We start from the raw sequence: 17,004 nt of genomic DNA, 5'->3' as shown, positions 1-17,004 counted from the left end.
TTGTGCGGGTGGCGCTTTTTTTATTCGAGTTATTTTTGTCTTGAATTATCCATAAGTATATGAAAAGTATACCGAAAGTGTGGTTTTTCCCGTCTGCTCATTAGATAAAATCCTCTAGAAACCATGTTTTTTCCATAAAAAATGGCAAAATCGGTAATTGCCTTAGGAAAACTTTTCAAAGCAGACTTTTTCTCTGTAGCATGGTTTCACTCACTGGTCACACCGTCATTCACGCCATGCAAGGCGACGGCGGCGCAAAAAAGGACCCGGCCTGTTATGGCCGGTGAACCATCGACCTCGAGCCCAACTCCACGATTAACGTTCACCGCTACGGGTATTTAATTACTATGAATAAACACGTCCTGATTTTCCTGCTGGCCATGCCCCTGGCCATCAGCCACGCCTACGCCGAAGATGTCGTCAGTGGCCCGACCGTCAAGATCAGCGGTTTCGGCACGGCCGCGCTGACTGTGGCCGATACCGACAAGGCGCAGTTCGCGCGTCCGAACCAGGCTGCCGGCGCCGGTCGGACAGCCCGTACGGGCGTCGATTCGAACCTGGGATTGCAGGCCAATGTCACCGTTAATCCCTGGTTGTCGGCCACCGTGCAAGGCCTGGCGCGCAAGGATGGCGAAGATGATTTCGGCGCCGAGTTGGCATGGGCCTTCGCCAAGGCCAAGGTGTCGGACAGCTTCAGCGTGCGCGTTGGCCGCATGGGTCTGCCCGTCTTCATGATTTCCGATTACCGTAACGTGGGCTATGCCAACACCATGCTGCGCCCACCGGGCGAAATGTATTCGCAGGTGCCCCTCAACAGCATCGATGGCATCGATGGCACTTACCAGTTCAGCTTGGGCGATACCAGCATCACCACGCAGCTGGCGCTGGGCCGCACCAAGGCCACCCTGGCAACGGGACCCGATTCGACCGTGCATGTGGAAGGCAAGTCCATCGTTGCGCTGAACATGGTGGCTGAACATGGTCCCCTGACCCTGCGTTTCGGCCGTGCCGAGACCAAGCTGACGATCAATGATTCGCCCAGCCTGAATACTTTGATGGGCAGCTTGCGCGCGGCCGGCAGCGGCTACCGGATCGCCCAGTTGGGCGCTCTGGCTGATGCGCTGGAAGTCAAGGACAAGAAGGCGTCCTTCACGTCCGTGGGCCTGGGCCTGGACTGGAACAATGTCCTGGTGCAGTCCGAGTATGCCAAGCGCAAGACGGACAGCTATATCAGCGACAGCACTTCGTGGTACGTGATGGGCGGCTACCGCATCGGCGCCTTTTTGCCGTATTACAGCCATGCCAGCCTGAAGGCCGATGATCGCGTGAATAACACTGTGCCGGCTGCCTGCCCGGCCGGTTATCCAGCCGCCTGCACGCCAACCCTGCGCGCACTGTCGGCCGGCGTCAATACCATGGCCAACACGCGCAACCAGCTGGAGCAATCGACGGACAGCATCGGCGTGCGCTGGGACTTCCACCGTTCGGCCGCTTTGAAGGTGCAGATCGACCGCATCAAGCCCAAGAATGGCCAGGGCCTGTTCGTGCAAGCCAAGCCAGGTTTCAGCGGCCCCGTCACGGTGGTGGCTGCCGCCATCGATTTCGTTTTCTAAGGAGCGCCGCATGAAACCATTTATTTTGCATATGGCTGCCTTGCTGGCCTTGTCGATGAGCGTTCCCGCCATGGCCGAAGTGGTCGTGGTGGTCAATCCCAAAAGCGCCGCTGGCGCGATGACGAATGAACAGGTGGCGCAGTTCTTCCTCGGGAAATCGACGGCCATGACGCCGATCGACCAGCCTGAAGGCTCCCCCGTGCGCGCCGAGTTCTACAAGAAGGTGACGGACAAGGAACCGTCGCAGGCGAAGGCCCTGTGGTCCAAGCTGGTCTTCACGGGCAAGGCTACCCTGCCGAAAGAGGTGGCCAATAGCGCCGACGTGAAAAAGGCCGTGGCCGCCGATCCGAAAGCCATCGGCTATATCGAGAAGAGTGCCGTCGACGCCAGCGTCAAAGTAGTGCTGACGGCGCCATAAAGCCGGCTCGGGCCGCGCGCCATGCGGCGGCCCGATAATTCATCAGATTCAGGAGACAGCAATGAGCATCAAACGCAAGATATGGGCGCTGCCCGTCGTCTCGGCCGTGATCTTCGGCCTGGGACTGGCCGTCAGTGCCTACCTGTCTACGGCCGCGCTCAATTCCATTCACGCCACCGAAAGCGCCGACTATCCCGTGCTCGACCTGGCCAAGTCGCTGACCCTGGACGTGGCCGCCGTCGGCGACGGCTTGCGCGATGCCGTCAGCGAAGGCGACAAGGAGCGCATCGGGCAAGTCGATGGCCAGGCCGTCAAGCTGCGCGCCAAGCTGGCCGCCTTTGCCGCCATTCCCGGCCAGCGCGAGCACGGCATGCAATTGGCGAAGGAGTTCGATGCCTACTATGCGCCGGCCATGAGTGCGGCGCGCATCATGCTGGAGATGGAGCAGGGCGACCCGCAAGCCACGGTGGCGCGCATGCAGGGCGCGCTGGCGGCGCTCAACACGGACCTGGCAAAGACCAACGAACAAGCGCAATTGCAGTTCAAGCAAGGCATAGAACGCAGTGCTGCCAACGTGCGCAATGCGCTCAATACCAGCATCGCCGTGGCGCTGGCCGTCATTGTTTGCCTGGCGGCCGTGTCGCACTTTGTCGTGCGCGCCATCTGGCAGCAATTGGGCGGAGAACCCGAATACGCGCGCCAGATCGCGCGCGCCGTGGCCGATGGCGACCTCTCGATGCACATCGAGACGGAGGTGGGCGACCAGGCCAGTCTGCTGGCAGCGCTGAAGGAGATGCGCGGCCGGCTGGCCGGCATGGTGTCCGGCATCAAGGCTTCAGCCGAAACCATCCAGGTGGCCAGCGCCGAAATCGCGCAAGGCAATGCGGACCTGGCCGCGCGCACGGAGTCGCAGGCGGGCAGCCTGGATCAGACGGCGCGCAGCATGGATAGCCTTACAAGCACCGTGCGCGACAACGCGGCCAACGCGGGCCAGGCGCATGCACTGGTGGTGTCGGCGTCTTCTGTCGCCGTGAAGGGTGGGCAAGTGGTCAGCCAGGTGGTGACCACCATGGGCGAGATCAACGACTCATCGAAACGCATCGTCGACATCATCGGCGTCATCGACGGCATCGCCTTTCAGACGAATATCCTGGCCTTGAATGCGGCCGTGGAAGCGGCGCGCGCGGGCGAGCAGGGACGCGGCTTTGCCGTGGTGGCGTCCGAAGTGCGCAACCTGGCGCAGCGCAGCGCGGCTGCGGCGCGCGAAATCAAGCAATTGATCGGCGATTCGGTGGCCCGGGTGAATGTCGGCTCGAAGCTGGTTGACGAGGCAGGGCTGACCATGGGCCAGATCGTCGAATCGGTGAAAAAGGTGGCCGACATCATGGCCGAAATCAGCGCCGCCAGCCAGGCGCAGAGCGCCGGCATCGGCGATATCGGCGTGGCCATCGGCAGCATGGACCAGATGACGCAGCAAAACTCCGCGCTGGTGGAAGAGGCGTCGGCGGCGGCCGAATCGCTGCAGGAACAGGCTGTGCAACTGGGTACGGCGCTGGCCGTGTTCAAGCTGGCGCAGGATGGTTCGTCCAGCGTGCCCGCGCCACGACGGTTGGCGTTGGCGAAGACGTAGGTTGGATTAGCGCAGCGTAATCCAACACCCGGCTTAAGCCTGCAGCCCGAACGGATCGTCGATGCTGTGCGCAGGTTGCGTGAACCAGCGCGGACCGTCTTGCGTCATGTAGAAATGGTCTTCGTGGCGGATGCCGAATTCGCCGGGGATGCAGATCATTGGCTCGTTCGAGAAGCACATGCCCACGTCGAGCGGCGTCGTGTCGTTGCCCACCAGGTAAGGCCACTCGTGGATATCGAGGCCGATGCCGTGACCCGTGCGGTGCGGCAGGCCGGGCAGCTTGTAGCCGGGGCCAAAGCCGTCTGCCTCCAGCGAGACGCGCGCGGCGCGGTCGACATCGCCGCAGGGCACGCCCAACTGGGCGGCCGCGAAAGCCGCAGCCTGCGCCGCCTTTTCGCTATTCCACACGCTGCGCTGGCGCGCGCTGATCGTACCAAACACATAGGTGCGCGTGATGTCGGAGATGTAGTTCATCACCTGGCAACCCGTGTCGATCAGCACCGTGTCGCCCGCTTTCAACGTTTGCACATAATTGACGCCATGCGGATAGGCCGTCGCTTCGCCGAACAGCACGATGCAAAAATACGAGCGGGGCGCACCCACCTTGCGGTGCGCGCGTTGGATGAATTCTTCCACTTCCACCGTCGTGATGCCTTCGTACAGCATGCTGGCCGTGGCCACGTGCACGGCCAGGGTCATGTCCATCACGCGCTGCATCAGGGCGATTTCCGCCTGTGACTTGCGGCTGCGGCAGTACGCCGTGACGGCGCGCGCGTTTTCCAGCGCATAGCCGGGGGCCAGCGGCCGGATGCCATCGTAGATGAAGAAGGCAGCGCTTTCGCAGATGCCCACGCGCGGCGGCTGGTGCGCGTCCTGTACCACGCCCATGCGTGCCAGCACGTCGACGAACAGCTGGTACGGGCTTTCATGCTCTTCCCAGCAATTGACCTTGCCCTCGATGAGCATGAAGCCCGTCAAGGTGTTTTCCTCGAAGGCGGGGGCGATGTATTCGATCTCGCCGCTGGCCGGCAGGATGGCGCCCACCATGCGTTCGCTGGCATACCATTTGGTGCCCGTGAAATAGGTGAGGTTGGCGCCCGCGTTCAGGTAGATCGCGGCGATGCCCTGTTCGCGCATGAAGTCCTGCGCCCTGGCGATGCGTTGCGCATGTTCGTCCTTGCCGATGGCGACCATGCCGCCCGTCATGTCCGACAGCGATGCCAATGCCTGTTCGATGGAAATGCCACCTATGCTCATGCCTGCTCCTTTGTTCGATGCTGAATATGGAATGCGGGCATGATATCAGTTTGCGCCTTTCGGCTTGAGTCCCGGCGCGCCGCCAGCGGCATCGGGCGGGGCCAGCATCAGGTCGTGCGGATAGGTAAAATGCCAGTCCGCGTAGCGCTGCTTGCGGCGCAGGCTGGCGTCTTCGTCGAGAAAATTGTCTTGCTTGATGGGGATCTGCGGCGACAGCGAATGGATGCCGACGATGCGTCCCTCCTGCCGCAGCAGGCCCCATTCCGCCTTGCCCGTGACGGGGTCTGCATACAGACGGCGCAAGTGCCGCCGGGCGTTGGCAAAGCGCGGGTCGCGCAGCAGTTCCTGCAAGGTCAAGGGATAGCGGGGCCGCCCGTCGGCCGGCGTGCTGTCGTAGTAGCGGCCCAGCGCGTTGCGGAATTCATGGCCGATGAACAGCAGTTCGCGCTCCTTTTCGCGCCGCGCGGCCGTGGCAAACAGCTCGCTGGCCAGCACCAGGCCCACGCCCATGAAAGCCACCAGCATCAGGGTCCAGATATACGCGAAGCCCAGTGCGCGGCGTCGAAAACTAGAGTTGCTCAAAGGGGATGCCCTCGCGCGTCTTGCCCTTGGCGCCGCTGCGCACGTCGGCCACGCCGCTGATCTCGCCGTTCGGAGAAGGGATCAGTTGCCAGGTGGCGGCGGACTCCGTGACGGGGTCCAGCGGTACGCTGCGGAAGTAATGGTGGGTCACGAGGTCGGCCAGCGCGGTCGGATATTCTCCCTTGTCGGCGTAGTATTTATCCAGGCCGCTCCTGAGCACCTGCAGGTTTTCCTTCAACGCGACTTCCTTGGATTTTTCCACCGAGCCGAAATAGCGGGGAATGGCGATCGTCAGCAGCAGCGAGATGATCGCCAGTACCACCAGCAGTTCGACCAGCGTAAAACCGCGGCGCGGAGTAGAGCAGGGCATCGACATCACCATTCCTTGAGCGGCACGCCGTTCAGGCCCACCTTGGTCGAGCGCGAGGCGACGTCGAACACGTCCTCGCCTTCGCTGGGATTGTCTGGCGGCGAGGCATAGGCGCGCTTGCTCCAGCTGTCGGCGGCGCTGCCTTCCTCCCTGGGCTGGAACGGGTCGCGTGGCAGGCGGCGCAAAAAATAGATGTTCTGCTTCGAGGGACTGCGCTGGTCGGGCACGCCCTCGACCAGTTCCTCAAGTTTTTTCGGATAGCCGGAGGAGCCCAGCGACAGCTTGATGCGGCCATTGTCCGAGGCGCGCTTGTAGGTATCGATGGCTTCGCGTATCTCGATCAGGGCGCTGCGCAATTCCTGCTCCTTCGCCCGTTGCAAGGCCACCTGCGCCATCGGCACGGCCACCGTTGCCAGCGTCGCCATGATGGCCAGGGTGATCATCAGCTCGATGAAGGTAAAGCCTTGCTGTTTCACTGGCCACCTTATTGGCCACCTCATTGGCCACCTTTGCCGGCCTTGTCGCCGGTGGCCGGCGCTTCGTCGCCGCCCGTCATGGGCGAGCCGCTACGCGGCGCGGCCTGCTCGGGTGCGGTAATGGCATCCGGCGTGCCGCCCACGCTGGCGCGGCCACCCACCGCTGTCTCGGTGCCCGAGTTGAACTCGGCCGTCAGCAGGTCCGGGCGGCGGATGCTGCGCAGCAGGCGCGGCGTGATCGACAGCACGATTTCGCTGCGCATGGCGTCGTCCTTCTGGCTGCCGAACAGGCGGTTCAACACGGGCAGTTCGCCCACGCCGGGCACCTTGTTGGCCGTGCCCCTGTCCTCGTCGCTGATCAGGCCTGCCAGCACCTGCGTCTCGCCATCCTTCAGGCGCAGCACCGTGGAAGCGCTGCGCGTGCCGATCTGGTATGCCTGTGTGCCCGTCTTGCTGATCACTTCCTTGACCACGTTCGACACTTCCAGGTTGATTTTGATGGCCACCTCGTCGTCCAGGTAGACGTTCGGTTCGACGTCGAGCTTCAGGCCCACGTCGATGTAATTGACGCTGTCGGAACTGACGCCGTTATTCGTCGTGACGGTAATGACGGGCACGCGGTCGCCGATGAGGATCTTGGCCTTTTCCTTGTTGCGCACGCGGATGCGCGGGTTGGCGAGGATGTTGCTGTCGCTATCGGTCTTGTTGGCGTTCAGGGTGACGCCGCCGATGCCCAGGTTGATATTGTCGCCATTGATGCGGTGCAGGTCGGCCACTTTCAGGCCGCCCAAGCCTCCCGTGCTACCTGCGATGCCGGCCAGTGTCAGGTTGGCCTGGTCCGGCCAGCGCACGCCCAGCTCCATCAGGCGCGTGCGCTTGACTTCCAGCACCTCGACTTCCAGCATCACTTCCGGGTCGGCCAGGTCCTGCACGTTGATGATGCGTTCGGCCATGCGCACCATTTCCGGCGTATCGCGCAGCATGATGATGCCCAGGCGCTCGTCGGTGACGACATCCTTGGCCTTGAGCAGGGTCTTGATGGAAAACGCCACCGTCTTGACGTCCGCATTGGCGAGAAAGAAGGTGCGTACCACGAGTTGCTGGTAATCCTTCACCTTTTGCGGCGTGTTCGGGTAGATCGTGATCGACTTGTCGCTGGTGACGCTTTGTTCCAGCTGGTTGGCGCCCAGCAGCATGGCAATCGCCTCTTCGATGCTGGTGTCGCGCACGGAAATGGTGGCGCGCAGGGCGGGGTCGACTTCCTTGTCGAAGACGAAGTTCAGTCCCGACACCTTGCTGATGAAGTCAAACACGGAGCGCAGGGGCGCGTCGCGAAATTCCAGCGTCACGGGCTTGCGGTAGGCGGCCGCCAGCTTGCCGCCGGCCGGCCGTGCCTTCGCCTGCGCGTCGCCGATGCGGCTTTTCAGGGCCAGCGCCTCGCGCTGTGCGGGACGCTCTTGCAGCACCTGGCGCAAGGCTTCCTGCGCCTGCGCGATATTCGCTTCACCGCCTCGCTGGTAGTTGGCCTGCGCTTCCTGCACCAGCTTGCGGTGTCGCTCATCCTGCGCCACGCCGGCCAGGCCCCGTTGCGCCACGTCGTTGCTGGCATCCAGCGCCAGCGCCTGCTGGTACTGCGCTTGCGCTTCGGGCAGCTTGCCCTGCTGGCGCAACGCTTCGGCGCGGCCATTCAGATTGTTAAGCGCGCGCATCCTGCCATTCGTGACGGCGATTCGGTACTTGGCGTTGGTCGGCTCGGCTTGCGCCGCCTGTTCCAGCAGGGCCAGGCCCTGTTCCGTGCGGCCGGCGCCCAGCATGGCCTGGCCATCGTTATAGGCCTGGTTGCCAGCGCAGGCGGCCAGCAGGGACAACATCGGAAGCAGGATGATGAGAGTACGAGACATACGTGCGGCGCGTCGTTTCAATTGAGATCCCCTACGGCGAGTGTCTGTTTCAGGTTGAGCGGCAGATAGGTAAATTGCAGAGAACCCTGCACCACGCCGTCGAAGCGGTAGCGCTCTTCGAGCGTGTCGCCTGGCCGCGCCACCACGTTGCGTTCGCCCGCCTGCAGGAAGTAGACGGCCTTGCCTTCATCGACAAAGCGGCCAAGGAATTGAAAGGGCAGCGGTGGCGGCGCGTTCGCATCGACGCTGGCGGCGGGGAGTGCCGCCTGGGCCGCCTGCTGGTCGAGCATGATTTTTTTCGGCGTCTCCGGTTGCCAGCTTTGCTTGGAGAACAGGGTGGCCGCTTCCTCGTCTTCCAGCGCCCGGCGCGGATGGATGGCCAGCGCGCGATTGGTCTGCGGCGCGGCGACTGCAGCGAGTGGCGCGACCGCCACCCGTTCCACCTGGCGCGGCGTGGCCGTGGCCGGCCCCACGATGCTGCCTTCATCCTCGGGGGCAAAGAGAGCGGCCAGCAAGGTCGCCACGGCGGCGCCTCCCAGTACGGCTTTTTTCATCGGCGTACCTCCGCCTTTTTCACCAGCAGGATGAACTGGATGCGCGCGTCGATCTCGCCCGCTTCGATCTGCTCGCGCTTGAAGAGCACGGAGTCGAGCGTCAGGGTGGGCAGCTCCTGCAGGGCGTCGACGATAAAGGCTTGCAACTGCGCGTATTCAGCGTGTACGGGCAGGGTGATCTGGTAGCGCAAAAAGGCCGTGTTGCCGTCTTCCTGCGGCTTGTAGTCAGCCTTGGCCAGAGTGACGCCGCTCTTCTGCGCCACCTCCAGCAAGGCCTTCAACTGTTCGGGAATGCTGTCATGCGCGGGCAGGTAGGCGTGAAAGGCGGCCAGGCTGTCGGCATCGGCATCGAGCGTGATTGGTACCGGCGGCAGCGCCGACTGTCTGGCAGCAGCGGCCAGTTGCGCCGTCAATTGCTGCTGGTGTGCGGCCAGCGCGTCGCCTTGCTGCACGGCGAAGGCGGCCAGCGCCAGGCAGGCCGCGCCGATGGCGCTGGGCCAGCCCAGCGTACGCCACAGCCGTTGCGCTTCCCACGCCAGGCGCGGCGGCATGCGCAGCTGCAGGCGTGGACGGGCCACGGACGCGCTGGCTTTTAGTGCCGGTTTTATTGCCGCCATTGCGCCTCCAGCTGAAAACGATACGGGTGTTCCGGCGCGTTGGCGTGCATCTCGTGCTTGAGCAGATACACGGAGCTGAACATGGGCTGCTGGTTCAGGAAGGCCAGGTAGTTGAGCATGTCCTGCGGCGTTTCCGCTTCGGCGGCGATTTTCAGGACGCTGGCGCCATCCTGCCCCTGCTGCGCGTTCAGGTCCAGTCCCAGCAGGGCCACGCGCACGTCGCGCGGCGCCTGCACCGTCCTGACCAGGCGCGTGACGGGCAGGTTAAGCTGGCGCACGGCGGCAGCCACCTGTTTCAGTTCGATGTCGCGTTCGCGCTGCTGGCTTGCCGAAAGGGGCGCGCGCATGGGACGCGCTGGCTGCAGCTGCGCCAGTTGGGCTTCCAGGCGCCGCGTTTCCTGCGCCTGCACCAGCCAGTACACGGCGGCCGGCAGCAGCATCAGGCCGCCCGCCAGGCACAGGGCCAGGCGCCAGCCCTTGAAGGTCTGCCTTGCTCCGGGCGGCAGGAATTCCAGGCGGCTCAGGCCCATGCGGCCTCCCGCATCAGGTGGGCGCCGCTGGCCACGGCGATGGGCACGAAGCGTTCTGGCACCTCCGCTTGCAGCACGCCGCTCAGGTCGAGCAGCGCCACGTGTTCGATGGCGTCCAGCTGCGGCGCGCGCAAAGTCCAGCGCCGCCACGCGCTATCCAGTTCCTCGCCCCAGGCGGCACCGCAAGACTGGCTGTGCAGGGCCGTGATGCGCCCGCCGCTCGTCGTTGCCAGCAGCAGCCGTCCCGCTTCCACCAGGGCGAAGGCGGCAGGTTTGCTACCGGCAGGCTTGCCGCCGGCGATGCTGCGCCAGGCCGGCCCGACGATGGGTTCGATGGACAGGCAGCGCCGGCCATGCGCTGCCGCCGCATCCTGCACGCCTTGCAGCAAGTCCCCATCGATGCCGCAGGCCAGGCGCGGTTTGCCATAGGGCGCATCGTCGGCAGCCAGGCGCCAGGCGCGCGCGCCATCGCCGTAGACGGCAGCGAACTGGCCATGCAGGAAGCGCTGCGCGCTGGTTCGGTCGAGCAGGGCGCCGCTCCACGGCACCATCAGCATGGCGCTCCAGCGGCTGGCCAGGCTGACGGCCAGCGGCAGTTTTTTTTCATTGTGCTGTTCGAGCCAGCCGCGCAGGGCGGCCAGCGCCACTTCCCAACTGGCGTCGGGGTTCGCAATCGGCAGGTGGAAGGCGCTGTCGGACACAGGACGGCCGGCGCGGCGCAGCACGCCGTACAATCCGTGCGGCGCCAGGTGCAGGCATACAGTGGCGCGGGTAACGCGTTCAATAAGTGACACGATTGAGCTCCGCTAAAGTGGTTTCGCCGCGCCGCACCAGGTCCAGGCCCGCTTCGCGCGCCAGGCGAAAACCGTTGCGTGCCGCTTCTTCCTTCATCTGGCTCAGGGGCGCACGCGTGCAAATCATTTCGCGCATGGCATCGCTGAGCATCAGCACTTCGGCAACGGCCTTGCGGCCCTTGTAGCCGGTGCCACGGCAGTGGCCGCAGCCCTTGCCGGCCATGAATTGCCAGTCCTGCACCTGGTGCAGGGCCAGACCGCTGTCGCGCAGCTGCTGCGCATCGGCCAGCACCTCGGCGCTGGCGTCGACGGCGCAATGGGCGCAATTGAGGCGCAGCAGGCGCTGCGCCACGATGCCGTTCAGGGCCGCCGCAAAGCTGTAGGCATCCACGCCCATGTGCAGGAAGCGGCCGACCACATCAAAGACGTTGTTCGCGTGCACGGTGGTAAACACCAGGTGGCCCGTGAGCGCCGCCTGCACGGCGATCTGCGCCGTTTCGTCGTCGCGGATCTCGCCGATCATGATCTTGTCGGGGTCGTGGCGCAGGATGGAGCGCAGGCCGCGCGCGAACGTCAGTCCCTTTTTTTCATTGACGGGGATCTGCAGCACGCGCGGCAGTCGGTACTCGACGGGGTCTTCGATGGTGACGATCTTGTCGCGTCCCGTGTTGATTTCCGTGATGGCCGCGTACAGCGTGGTGGTCTTGCCGGAACCCGTGGGCCCTGTCACCAGCAGCATGCCGTGCGGCTTGGCGGCCAGACGGCGGATCTGCTCGATGGCGTCCTCGTTCAGGCCCAGGCTCTCCAGGCGCAGCGCCTGCGCCGCCTCCGTCAGCGCGCGCCGGTCCAGCAGGCGCAGCACGGCGTCCTCGCCAAAGATATTGGGCATGATGGAGACGCGAAAGTCGATTTCCGCCCCTTTGACGCGCACCTTGAAGCGGCCATCCTGCGGGATGCGGCGCTCGGCGATGTCCAGGTCGGCCATGACCTTGATGCGCGAGATGATCTGTTCGGCCATCGCCAGCCCCTGCACCTGGCCCGCCTGCACCAGCACGCCGTCGACGCGGTACTTGATGACCAGGCTGGCCACGTCGCATTCGAGGTGGATGTCGCTGGCCTGGAATTTCAGGGCATCGTAGATGGTGGAGTTCACCAGTTTGACCACCGGGCTGCTGTCCTCGCTGATGCGTATCAGCGAGATATCTTCGATACTCTGGTCCAGTCCCGGCACATCATCACCGTGTTGCATCTCCTGCATCGCCTGCTGCACGCTTTCCTGCTGCAGCAAATAGGCGGCCAGGTCGTCCGGGTGCGCCAGCGCCACCGTGAAGGGCGTGGACAGGGCAAAGTCGGCCCATTGCAGCAGGTCTTCGGCAAACGGGTTGCCGATGACGAGCACAGGCGGCGCGCCGGGGGCGCCCGGGTGCAGCAGTACGCAGTCGCGCTGGGCGCAATCCGTGTAGGGCAGCAGGGCAAAGGCGGGCAAGGCGGCCTGCAGCTCGGCCATCGTCCAGGCCGGGTAGCGGAACAGGGCGGCCAGCTGGCGCAAAAAGACTTCGGGCGGCAGGGCCGCCGTTTCCTGCAACACCGCCATCTGCGGGCGGCCCTGTTCCAGCGCGCTGGCGTGGGCCCGGCGCAGCATGGCCGCATCGAGGACGGTGCGTTCTTCGTCGCGTGCGTTCATGACATGAACTTCAAGATAAGCTCCCGGCCAGTTCAAAGATCGGCATGTACATCAGCACCACCACGCCGCCGATCACCACGCCGATGATGGTCATCAGGAGCGGCTCGAGCAGGCGGGACGCCCAGTCCACCCAGCGGGCGAATTCCTCGTCGTGGAACTTGGCCGAGCGTTCCAGCATGTCGCCCAGGCGGCCCGTGTTTTCTCCCACTTTGAGCAGCGATTGCGCCACTGGCGTGGCCATGCCGGCGTGTTCCAGCGCGGTGGAAAACGGCATGCCTTCCTGCACCGCGCGGCGCGCCTGCGCCAGCTGCTCCTGCTGCGCCGGCAGCAGCATGGGACCGACCATGGCCAGCGCCTTGTGCAGGGGGATGCCCGCGTGCAGCAGCAGGCTCAGGGCGCGGTAGAAGCGGGCCAGGCGGAACTCCGCCGCCTTCCCGGCCAGCACGGGCAGACGCAGCAGGCGCAAGACCAGGGCCTGGCGCGCGCCGGCATTGGCGGCGCCAAAGACCACGGCGCCGACCGCAGCGGCCAGTGCGCCGGCGCACAGCAGCGGATGCGCGGCCAGGGTCTGGCCAAAGCCCAGCAGCATTTGCGACATCCAGGGAATCTCGCGGCCCGAGCTTTCGTAGACGACGCTGAACTTCGGCACCACGTAGCCGAGCAGGAACAATGTCACCAGGCCGCCGACGACGAGCAGCATGCACGGGTAGATGGCGGCGGAAATGAGTTTTTTGCGGATGGCGTCGAACTGCAGCTGGTAGCCGACAAAGCGCGCCAGCGCTTCGGGCAGGTTGCCCGAGCGTTCGGCCGCATGCACGGTGGCGATGTAAATGTCAGGGAAGATGTCGGGGAAACCGGCCAGGGTGTCGGAAAAGCTTTGCCCTTGCTGCAGGGTGAGCACGATGGCGGCCAGCGTGGCCTTGGCACCCGGGCGCGTTTCCTTGTTGTGCAGGGTGGCCATGGCCTCGCCCAGGTTCAGGCCCGCTTCGAGCAGGGCCAGTAATTCCTGGCTGAATTGCAGCAGGGGCAGTCCCTGTTTGCCCGGGCGTAGCGCGGCGCCCGTGTCCGAGGTGGCGCCAGCGTCGACGGCCAGCACGCGCCAGCCACCGCGCACGGCCGCGCGGATCGCGTCGGCCTCGCTGGCGGCGTCGATGGACAGCCCCTGGCTGCCGGCCGGGCCCTGCACCTGGAGGTGGAACTGCATCGCCGGCTCAGGTGAGCAGGGCGACGGAAGTAGACAGGGACAGGCTGCCAGGGAGGAAGGTGCGTGCGGTCAAAGTAGGCATCGGTCAGGAACAATCCAAAAAAAGTTCAATTCGTCGCGGGTACCGGCAGCAGCAAAATGCAATCACTGCCTCAGGGTAGACTGGAATTGCCAGAAAATCAATCGTGCGGTGTTGCATGCGCGGGCAAGCCCTTGTATCGATGGCTTGCCCGCATGTTCAGCCGCTTACTGGGTGATCAGGCTGACCTTGTCGATCACGAACGAGGTTTGCAGCGAGGCGTCCTCGGTTGCGGCAAACGAGATCTGCACGGTCTGGCCCTTGTAGGCGATCAGGTCAAAGGTGCGGATCTGGTAGCCGGCCGCCTTGTTCACGTTCGAGTACGAGGCCAGGGTGCCCAGCACCGTGCCGGCGCTGTTCTTCACGGTGACGACCAGCTTGTCGTACACGGTATTGCCCGTTTCAGCCGTGTCGATATGCAGCGCGAAGGTCAAGCTGGCGGAGGTGGCGGCGGCCGGAATGGCCACGCTTTGCGTCAGCGATTCGCTGGCCGTGGCGCCATTGCCGCCCAGCCAGGCGTACTGCGTGCCTTCATACGCGGTTTGCCCCGTGAAGGTGCCGATGGCGCCCGTGGTGCCGCTCCAACCCGTGGCGCCGGACTCGAAGCCGCCGTTCGTCACGCGTTCAGTGGCGCTGTTCGTGCCCACCGTCAGGGTGGCGTTGTTCGACGTGGCCGTCACGGCGGGCGAGGAGGAATCCGTCACCGTTGCCTTGAAGACGGCGCCGCTGTCGGCCGCCACAGTGGTGAAGCTGTAGGCGGGTGACGTGGCGCCGCTGATCACGGCGCCGTTGCGGTACCACTTGTAGGTGTACGGCGCCGTGCCGCCGCCCGCGCCCACGGCGAACGAGGCGGTGGCGCCCGGTGCGACGGTGATGCTGGCTGGCTGGCTGGTGATGCTCACCGCGCCGCCCGTGCTGCTTTCATCGACGTCGGCACCGACGTTGATGGCCGCATACGCGCGCTTGACGGCCGTCGCCTCGGTGCTGCCTACGCCATACAGTTCCTCGGCGGCCAGCAGCACCTTGTTGCGCGCATCGGCGTAGTTGGTCGACGAAGTGAACTTGGTGGTCGCAGCCTTGAACCAGATGCGGTAGGCCTTGTCGCTGCCGATACCGGTCATGGCCAGCGGGCTTTTGTTCAGGTAGGAGCTGTAGTAGTCGCTGCTGGCGGTGGAGTTCGAGCCTTGCGACAGGAAGTAGAACATGCGGTTGTTCGGACCGCTGCTGTAGTGGACGTCGAGGTTCTTGATGGTGCTGCTCCATGCATTCGGGCTGCTGCCATCCTTGCTCGGCTTATACAGCCAACGCAGCGGCTGGCCATTCTTGGCGATTTCCTTGCCCGTCATCCAATCGTTGCCCGTGTTGGGGATGCTGGTGCCAGTGCCGCCGGCGCGCGCATACGCTTCCACCATTTCGCCGGCGATGTCCGAGCTCGATTCGTTCAAGCCGCCCGATTCCTGCGAGTAGATCAGGCCCGAGGTGGCGTCCGTGATGCCGTGGCCCATTTCATGGCCAATCACGTCGATGGAACCGAGGTTGTTGAACGAGCTGCCGCCGTCGCCGATGTACATGCACTTGCAGTTGCTGTCGTAGTAGGCGTTGTCGTAAGCCGTGTTTACGTGGGCGGCGATGTGGGTGGCCGTGTTGTTGCCGTCCAGGCTGGACCAGCCCAGCACATTCTTGTGCGTGTCGTAGGTGTTCATCAGGCCCCACATCGCGTTGACGGCCGCCGTCTGGCCATTGGCGTTGGTGGTGCTGCCGCCGCTGATGTATTGCTGGCCGTCGCCCCAGGTATTGCTGGTGCTGCTGTACACGCTGCCCGAGGTGGTGCCGTGGTTGGCATTCGTGATGGCCATGCCGCCGAAGCTGCCGCCCGTGCCGCGGCTGGGATCCTTCATGGTGTAGGTGCTGCCCGTGAGCGTGGTGTTGAGCGGCACCTGGCCGTTGTACTGGCTGTTGCCGATGCCGGCGACGGTTTTCAGGGCTTTCCACTGGCGCAGGATGCGGCCGTCCTTGGCACTGACGATGGTATCGTAGTAGACGGGCTTGTTGCCGCTGATCATGCGCGTCTGCACCAGGTAGGCCAACTCGTAGTGGTCGACCACGTCCTGCACGTCGAGGGCGTTCAGTGCCGCTTCCGATTTGTTCTCGGCGCCAACCACGCGCACGGTTTTCATCACGGGATAGATCAGCAGTTGCGCATGCGGCGGCACGTGGTCGACGGCCGGCACGCCGATGCTTTTCACTGCGGCGGCGATGGCGGCAGCAGCGCTGACTGCCGGCGTGGTGTCGATATCGGTGGTGGCGCTGCGCGTGACGGCATTGATGCCGCCGCTACCGAGGCCCGAAGCGCGGTCCGACACGGATTCGCTGACGATGTCGCCAGCGCTGTTGCTGACCACCACCGTCTCGGAACCGAAGACGGGCAAGCCCTTGTAGGTGTGCTGTACGCGGCTCACGCGCGTGCCGCTGACGCCTGGATGCTGGGCGCCGACGGCAAAGCCATGTTCGGTATTCAGGCCGCGGCTGCGCGCCTGCGCGGCCAGCTTGTTGACCAGGCTGGCGTTCTCTTGTGGAGAGGCCAGGGTGACCGGGGCAGCCATCAAGGTCTGTGGCAGCGGCGTGGCGGCGTCTGCCGTGGTGGCCATCAGCGGCAGGGCGGCGATGGATGCGGCAACTATCGTCAAACGTAAATTCATTTCTGCTCCATGGTATCGGTTAAGGAAATGGTGAATGAGCTGGCCGCGATGCCTGATGGCCACCCCGGCCTGCCTTGCAGCGAGCGGATAGCCTGCCGTTTTGTGGTGGCATGAAGTCGGGTAAGGGGACACTAAACTTGTCGAGATCGCCATGTCAAAAAATTCAAGAAATGGGTCACTACGCGATTTTTTGTTAAGAATTGAACATTTATCGTCGCTGTATCGTCGCAAAGTTTGATGTATCGCAAGCTGCAAATTTTGTTTTGGATCCATTCCCTCAATGACGTGTTCTATTGGAAAAACACTGTTGCATTTTCTAAATGTTGCGATCTACACTAGGTCTTCGTGTTGTCCTCAGTGGCGCACGCGAAGACAATAAAAGCGCACGCGGCAATGACCGCGTCCAGATACAGCGCATCGGGAAAAAATCGGGAGTTTCACATGACATCAGTTCTGTTTTCTGCTGTTGGTTTCAGCCATTTCCCCTCTGGAGCGGCCTGCATGCTGCATCCGCCTTCCTAGCCGCCGCTATCCGGCTCCTCCTCCCCTGCGACGGGGGGCTTTCAGTGAGTCCGACCGCGCCACCCGGCGTGGCC

Annotated in this window: 15 protein-coding genes; 3 read left to right on the top strand and 12 right to left on the bottom strand. The window is 64.1% G+C overall.

Annotated features, from left to right (window positions below; all coding sequences use genetic code 11):
- Nucleotides 1-347 precede the first annotated feature (347 nt).
- From ACP7EG_RS11955 to ACP7EG_RS11945, 3 genes are all read left to right on the top strand, one after another.
- Nucleotides 348-1,613 carry a hypothetical protein gene (locus ACP7EG_RS11955; protein ID WP_426087770.1) on the top strand — a complete coding sequence of 422 codons (1,266 nt, stop codon included), beginning with the start codon at nucleotides 348-350 and terminating at the stop codon, nucleotides 1,611-1,613.
- A gap of 10 nt (nucleotides 1,614-1,623) precedes the next feature.
- Nucleotides 1,624-2,031, top strand: a complete 408-nt coding sequence (locus tag ACP7EG_RS11950) for a hypothetical protein (RefSeq protein WP_426087769.1) — start codon at nucleotides 1,624-1,626, stop codon at nucleotides 2,029-2,031.
- A gap of 61 nt (nucleotides 2,032-2,092) precedes the next feature.
- Nucleotides 2,093-3,661 (top strand): methyl-accepting chemotaxis protein, encoded by a 1,569-nt coding sequence (locus ACP7EG_RS11945; RefSeq protein WP_426087768.1) that lies wholly within the window; start codon nucleotides 2,093-2,095, stop codon nucleotides 3,659-3,661.
- 33 nt (nucleotides 3,662-3,694) lie between these two features.
- On the opposite strand, the gene ACP7EG_RS11940 is transcribed toward ACP7EG_RS11945, so the two are convergent.
- The 12 genes from ACP7EG_RS11940 to ACP7EG_RS11885 all read right to left on the bottom strand — a co-directional run bounded on the left by ACP7EG_RS11940 (nucleotide 3,695) and on the right by ACP7EG_RS11885 (nucleotide 16,408).
- Entirely contained in the window at nucleotides 3,695-4,918 is a 1,224-nt protein-coding gene (locus tag ACP7EG_RS11940) for a M24 family metallopeptidase (RefSeq protein ID WP_426087767.1), read from the bottom strand.
- A 45-nt stretch (nucleotides 4,919-4,963) separates the two neighbouring features.
- Nucleotides 4,964-5,500, bottom strand: coding sequence for a type II secretion system protein (locus ACP7EG_RS11935; RefSeq protein ID WP_426087766.1), 537 nt, complete (start codon nucleotides 5,498-5,500; stop codon nucleotides 4,964-4,966).
- Nucleotides 5,487-5,870: a type IV pilin protein gene (locus ACP7EG_RS11930; RefSeq protein WP_426087765.1), complete on the bottom strand. Its 384-nt coding sequence runs from the start codon at nucleotides 5,868-5,870 to the stop codon at nucleotides 5,487-5,489. Before ACP7EG_RS11930 ends, ACP7EG_RS11935 begins: the two co-directional genes overlap by 14 nt.
- Nucleotides 5,871-5,875: 5 nt before the next feature.
- Nucleotides 5,876-6,370 carry a type II secretion system protein gene (locus ACP7EG_RS11925; protein ID WP_426087764.1) on the bottom strand — a complete coding sequence of 165 codons (495 nt, stop codon included), beginning with the start codon at nucleotides 6,368-6,370 and terminating at the stop codon, nucleotides 5,876-5,878.
- Nucleotides 6,367-8,247 carry a secretin and TonB N-terminal domain-containing protein gene (locus ACP7EG_RS11920; protein ID WP_426087763.1) on the bottom strand — a complete coding sequence of 627 codons (1,881 nt, stop codon included), beginning with the start codon at nucleotides 8,245-8,247 and terminating at the stop codon, nucleotides 6,367-6,369. Before ACP7EG_RS11920 ends, ACP7EG_RS11925 begins: the two co-directional genes overlap by 4 nt.
- A 17-nt stretch (nucleotides 8,248-8,264) precedes the next feature.
- Nucleotides 8,265-8,801, bottom strand: coding sequence for a hypothetical protein (locus ACP7EG_RS11915; RefSeq protein ID WP_426087762.1), 537 nt, complete (start codon nucleotides 8,799-8,801; stop codon nucleotides 8,265-8,267).
- On the bottom strand, nucleotides 8,798-9,418 hold the full coding sequence (gene pilO / locus ACP7EG_RS11910) for a type 4a pilus biogenesis protein PilO (RefSeq protein WP_426087761.1): 621 nt from the start codon (nucleotides 9,416-9,418) through the stop codon (nucleotides 8,798-8,800). The genes ACP7EG_RS11915 and pilO overlap by 4 nt, the downstream gene beginning before the upstream one ends.
- Entirely contained in the window at nucleotides 9,406-9,948 is a 543-nt protein-coding gene (locus tag ACP7EG_RS11905; protein WP_426087760.1) for a hypothetical protein, read from the bottom strand. The genes pilO and ACP7EG_RS11905 overlap by 13 nt, the downstream gene beginning before the upstream one ends.
- Nucleotides 9,939-10,742: a hypothetical protein gene (locus tag ACP7EG_RS11900; RefSeq protein ID WP_426087759.1), complete on the bottom strand. Its 804-nt coding sequence runs from the start codon at nucleotides 10,740-10,742 to the stop codon at nucleotides 9,939-9,941. The genes ACP7EG_RS11905 and ACP7EG_RS11900 overlap by 10 nt, the downstream gene beginning before the upstream one ends.
- Nucleotides 10,729-12,426, bottom strand: a complete 1,698-nt coding sequence (locus ACP7EG_RS11895) for a GspE/PulE family protein (protein ID WP_426087758.1) — start codon at nucleotides 12,424-12,426, stop codon at nucleotides 10,729-10,731. Before ACP7EG_RS11895 ends, ACP7EG_RS11900 begins: the two co-directional genes overlap by 14 nt.
- Before the next feature lie 10 nt (nucleotides 12,427-12,436).
- Nucleotides 12,437-13,630, bottom strand: a complete 1,194-nt coding sequence (locus ACP7EG_RS11890) for a type II secretion system F family protein (protein WP_426087757.1) — start codon at nucleotides 13,628-13,630, stop codon at nucleotides 12,437-12,439.
- 246 nt (nucleotides 13,631-13,876) lie between these two features.
- Nucleotides 13,877-16,408 carry a M4 family metallopeptidase gene (locus ACP7EG_RS11885; RefSeq protein ID WP_426087756.1) on the bottom strand — a complete coding sequence of 844 codons (2,532 nt, stop codon included), beginning with the start codon at nucleotides 16,406-16,408 and terminating at the stop codon, nucleotides 13,877-13,879.
- Nucleotides 16,409-17,004: the final 596 nt, after the last annotated feature.

Origin of the sequence: Janthinobacterium sp. PSPC1-1 (genome assembly GCF_049897625.1) — a bacterium.
GTDB lineage: Bacteria > Pseudomonadota > Gammaproteobacteria > Burkholderiales > Burkholderiaceae_D > Janthinobacterium > Janthinobacterium tructae.
The sequence above is the reverse complement of the archived record's forward strand: the minus strand, read 5'-3'. Positions and strand labels throughout refer to the sequence as shown.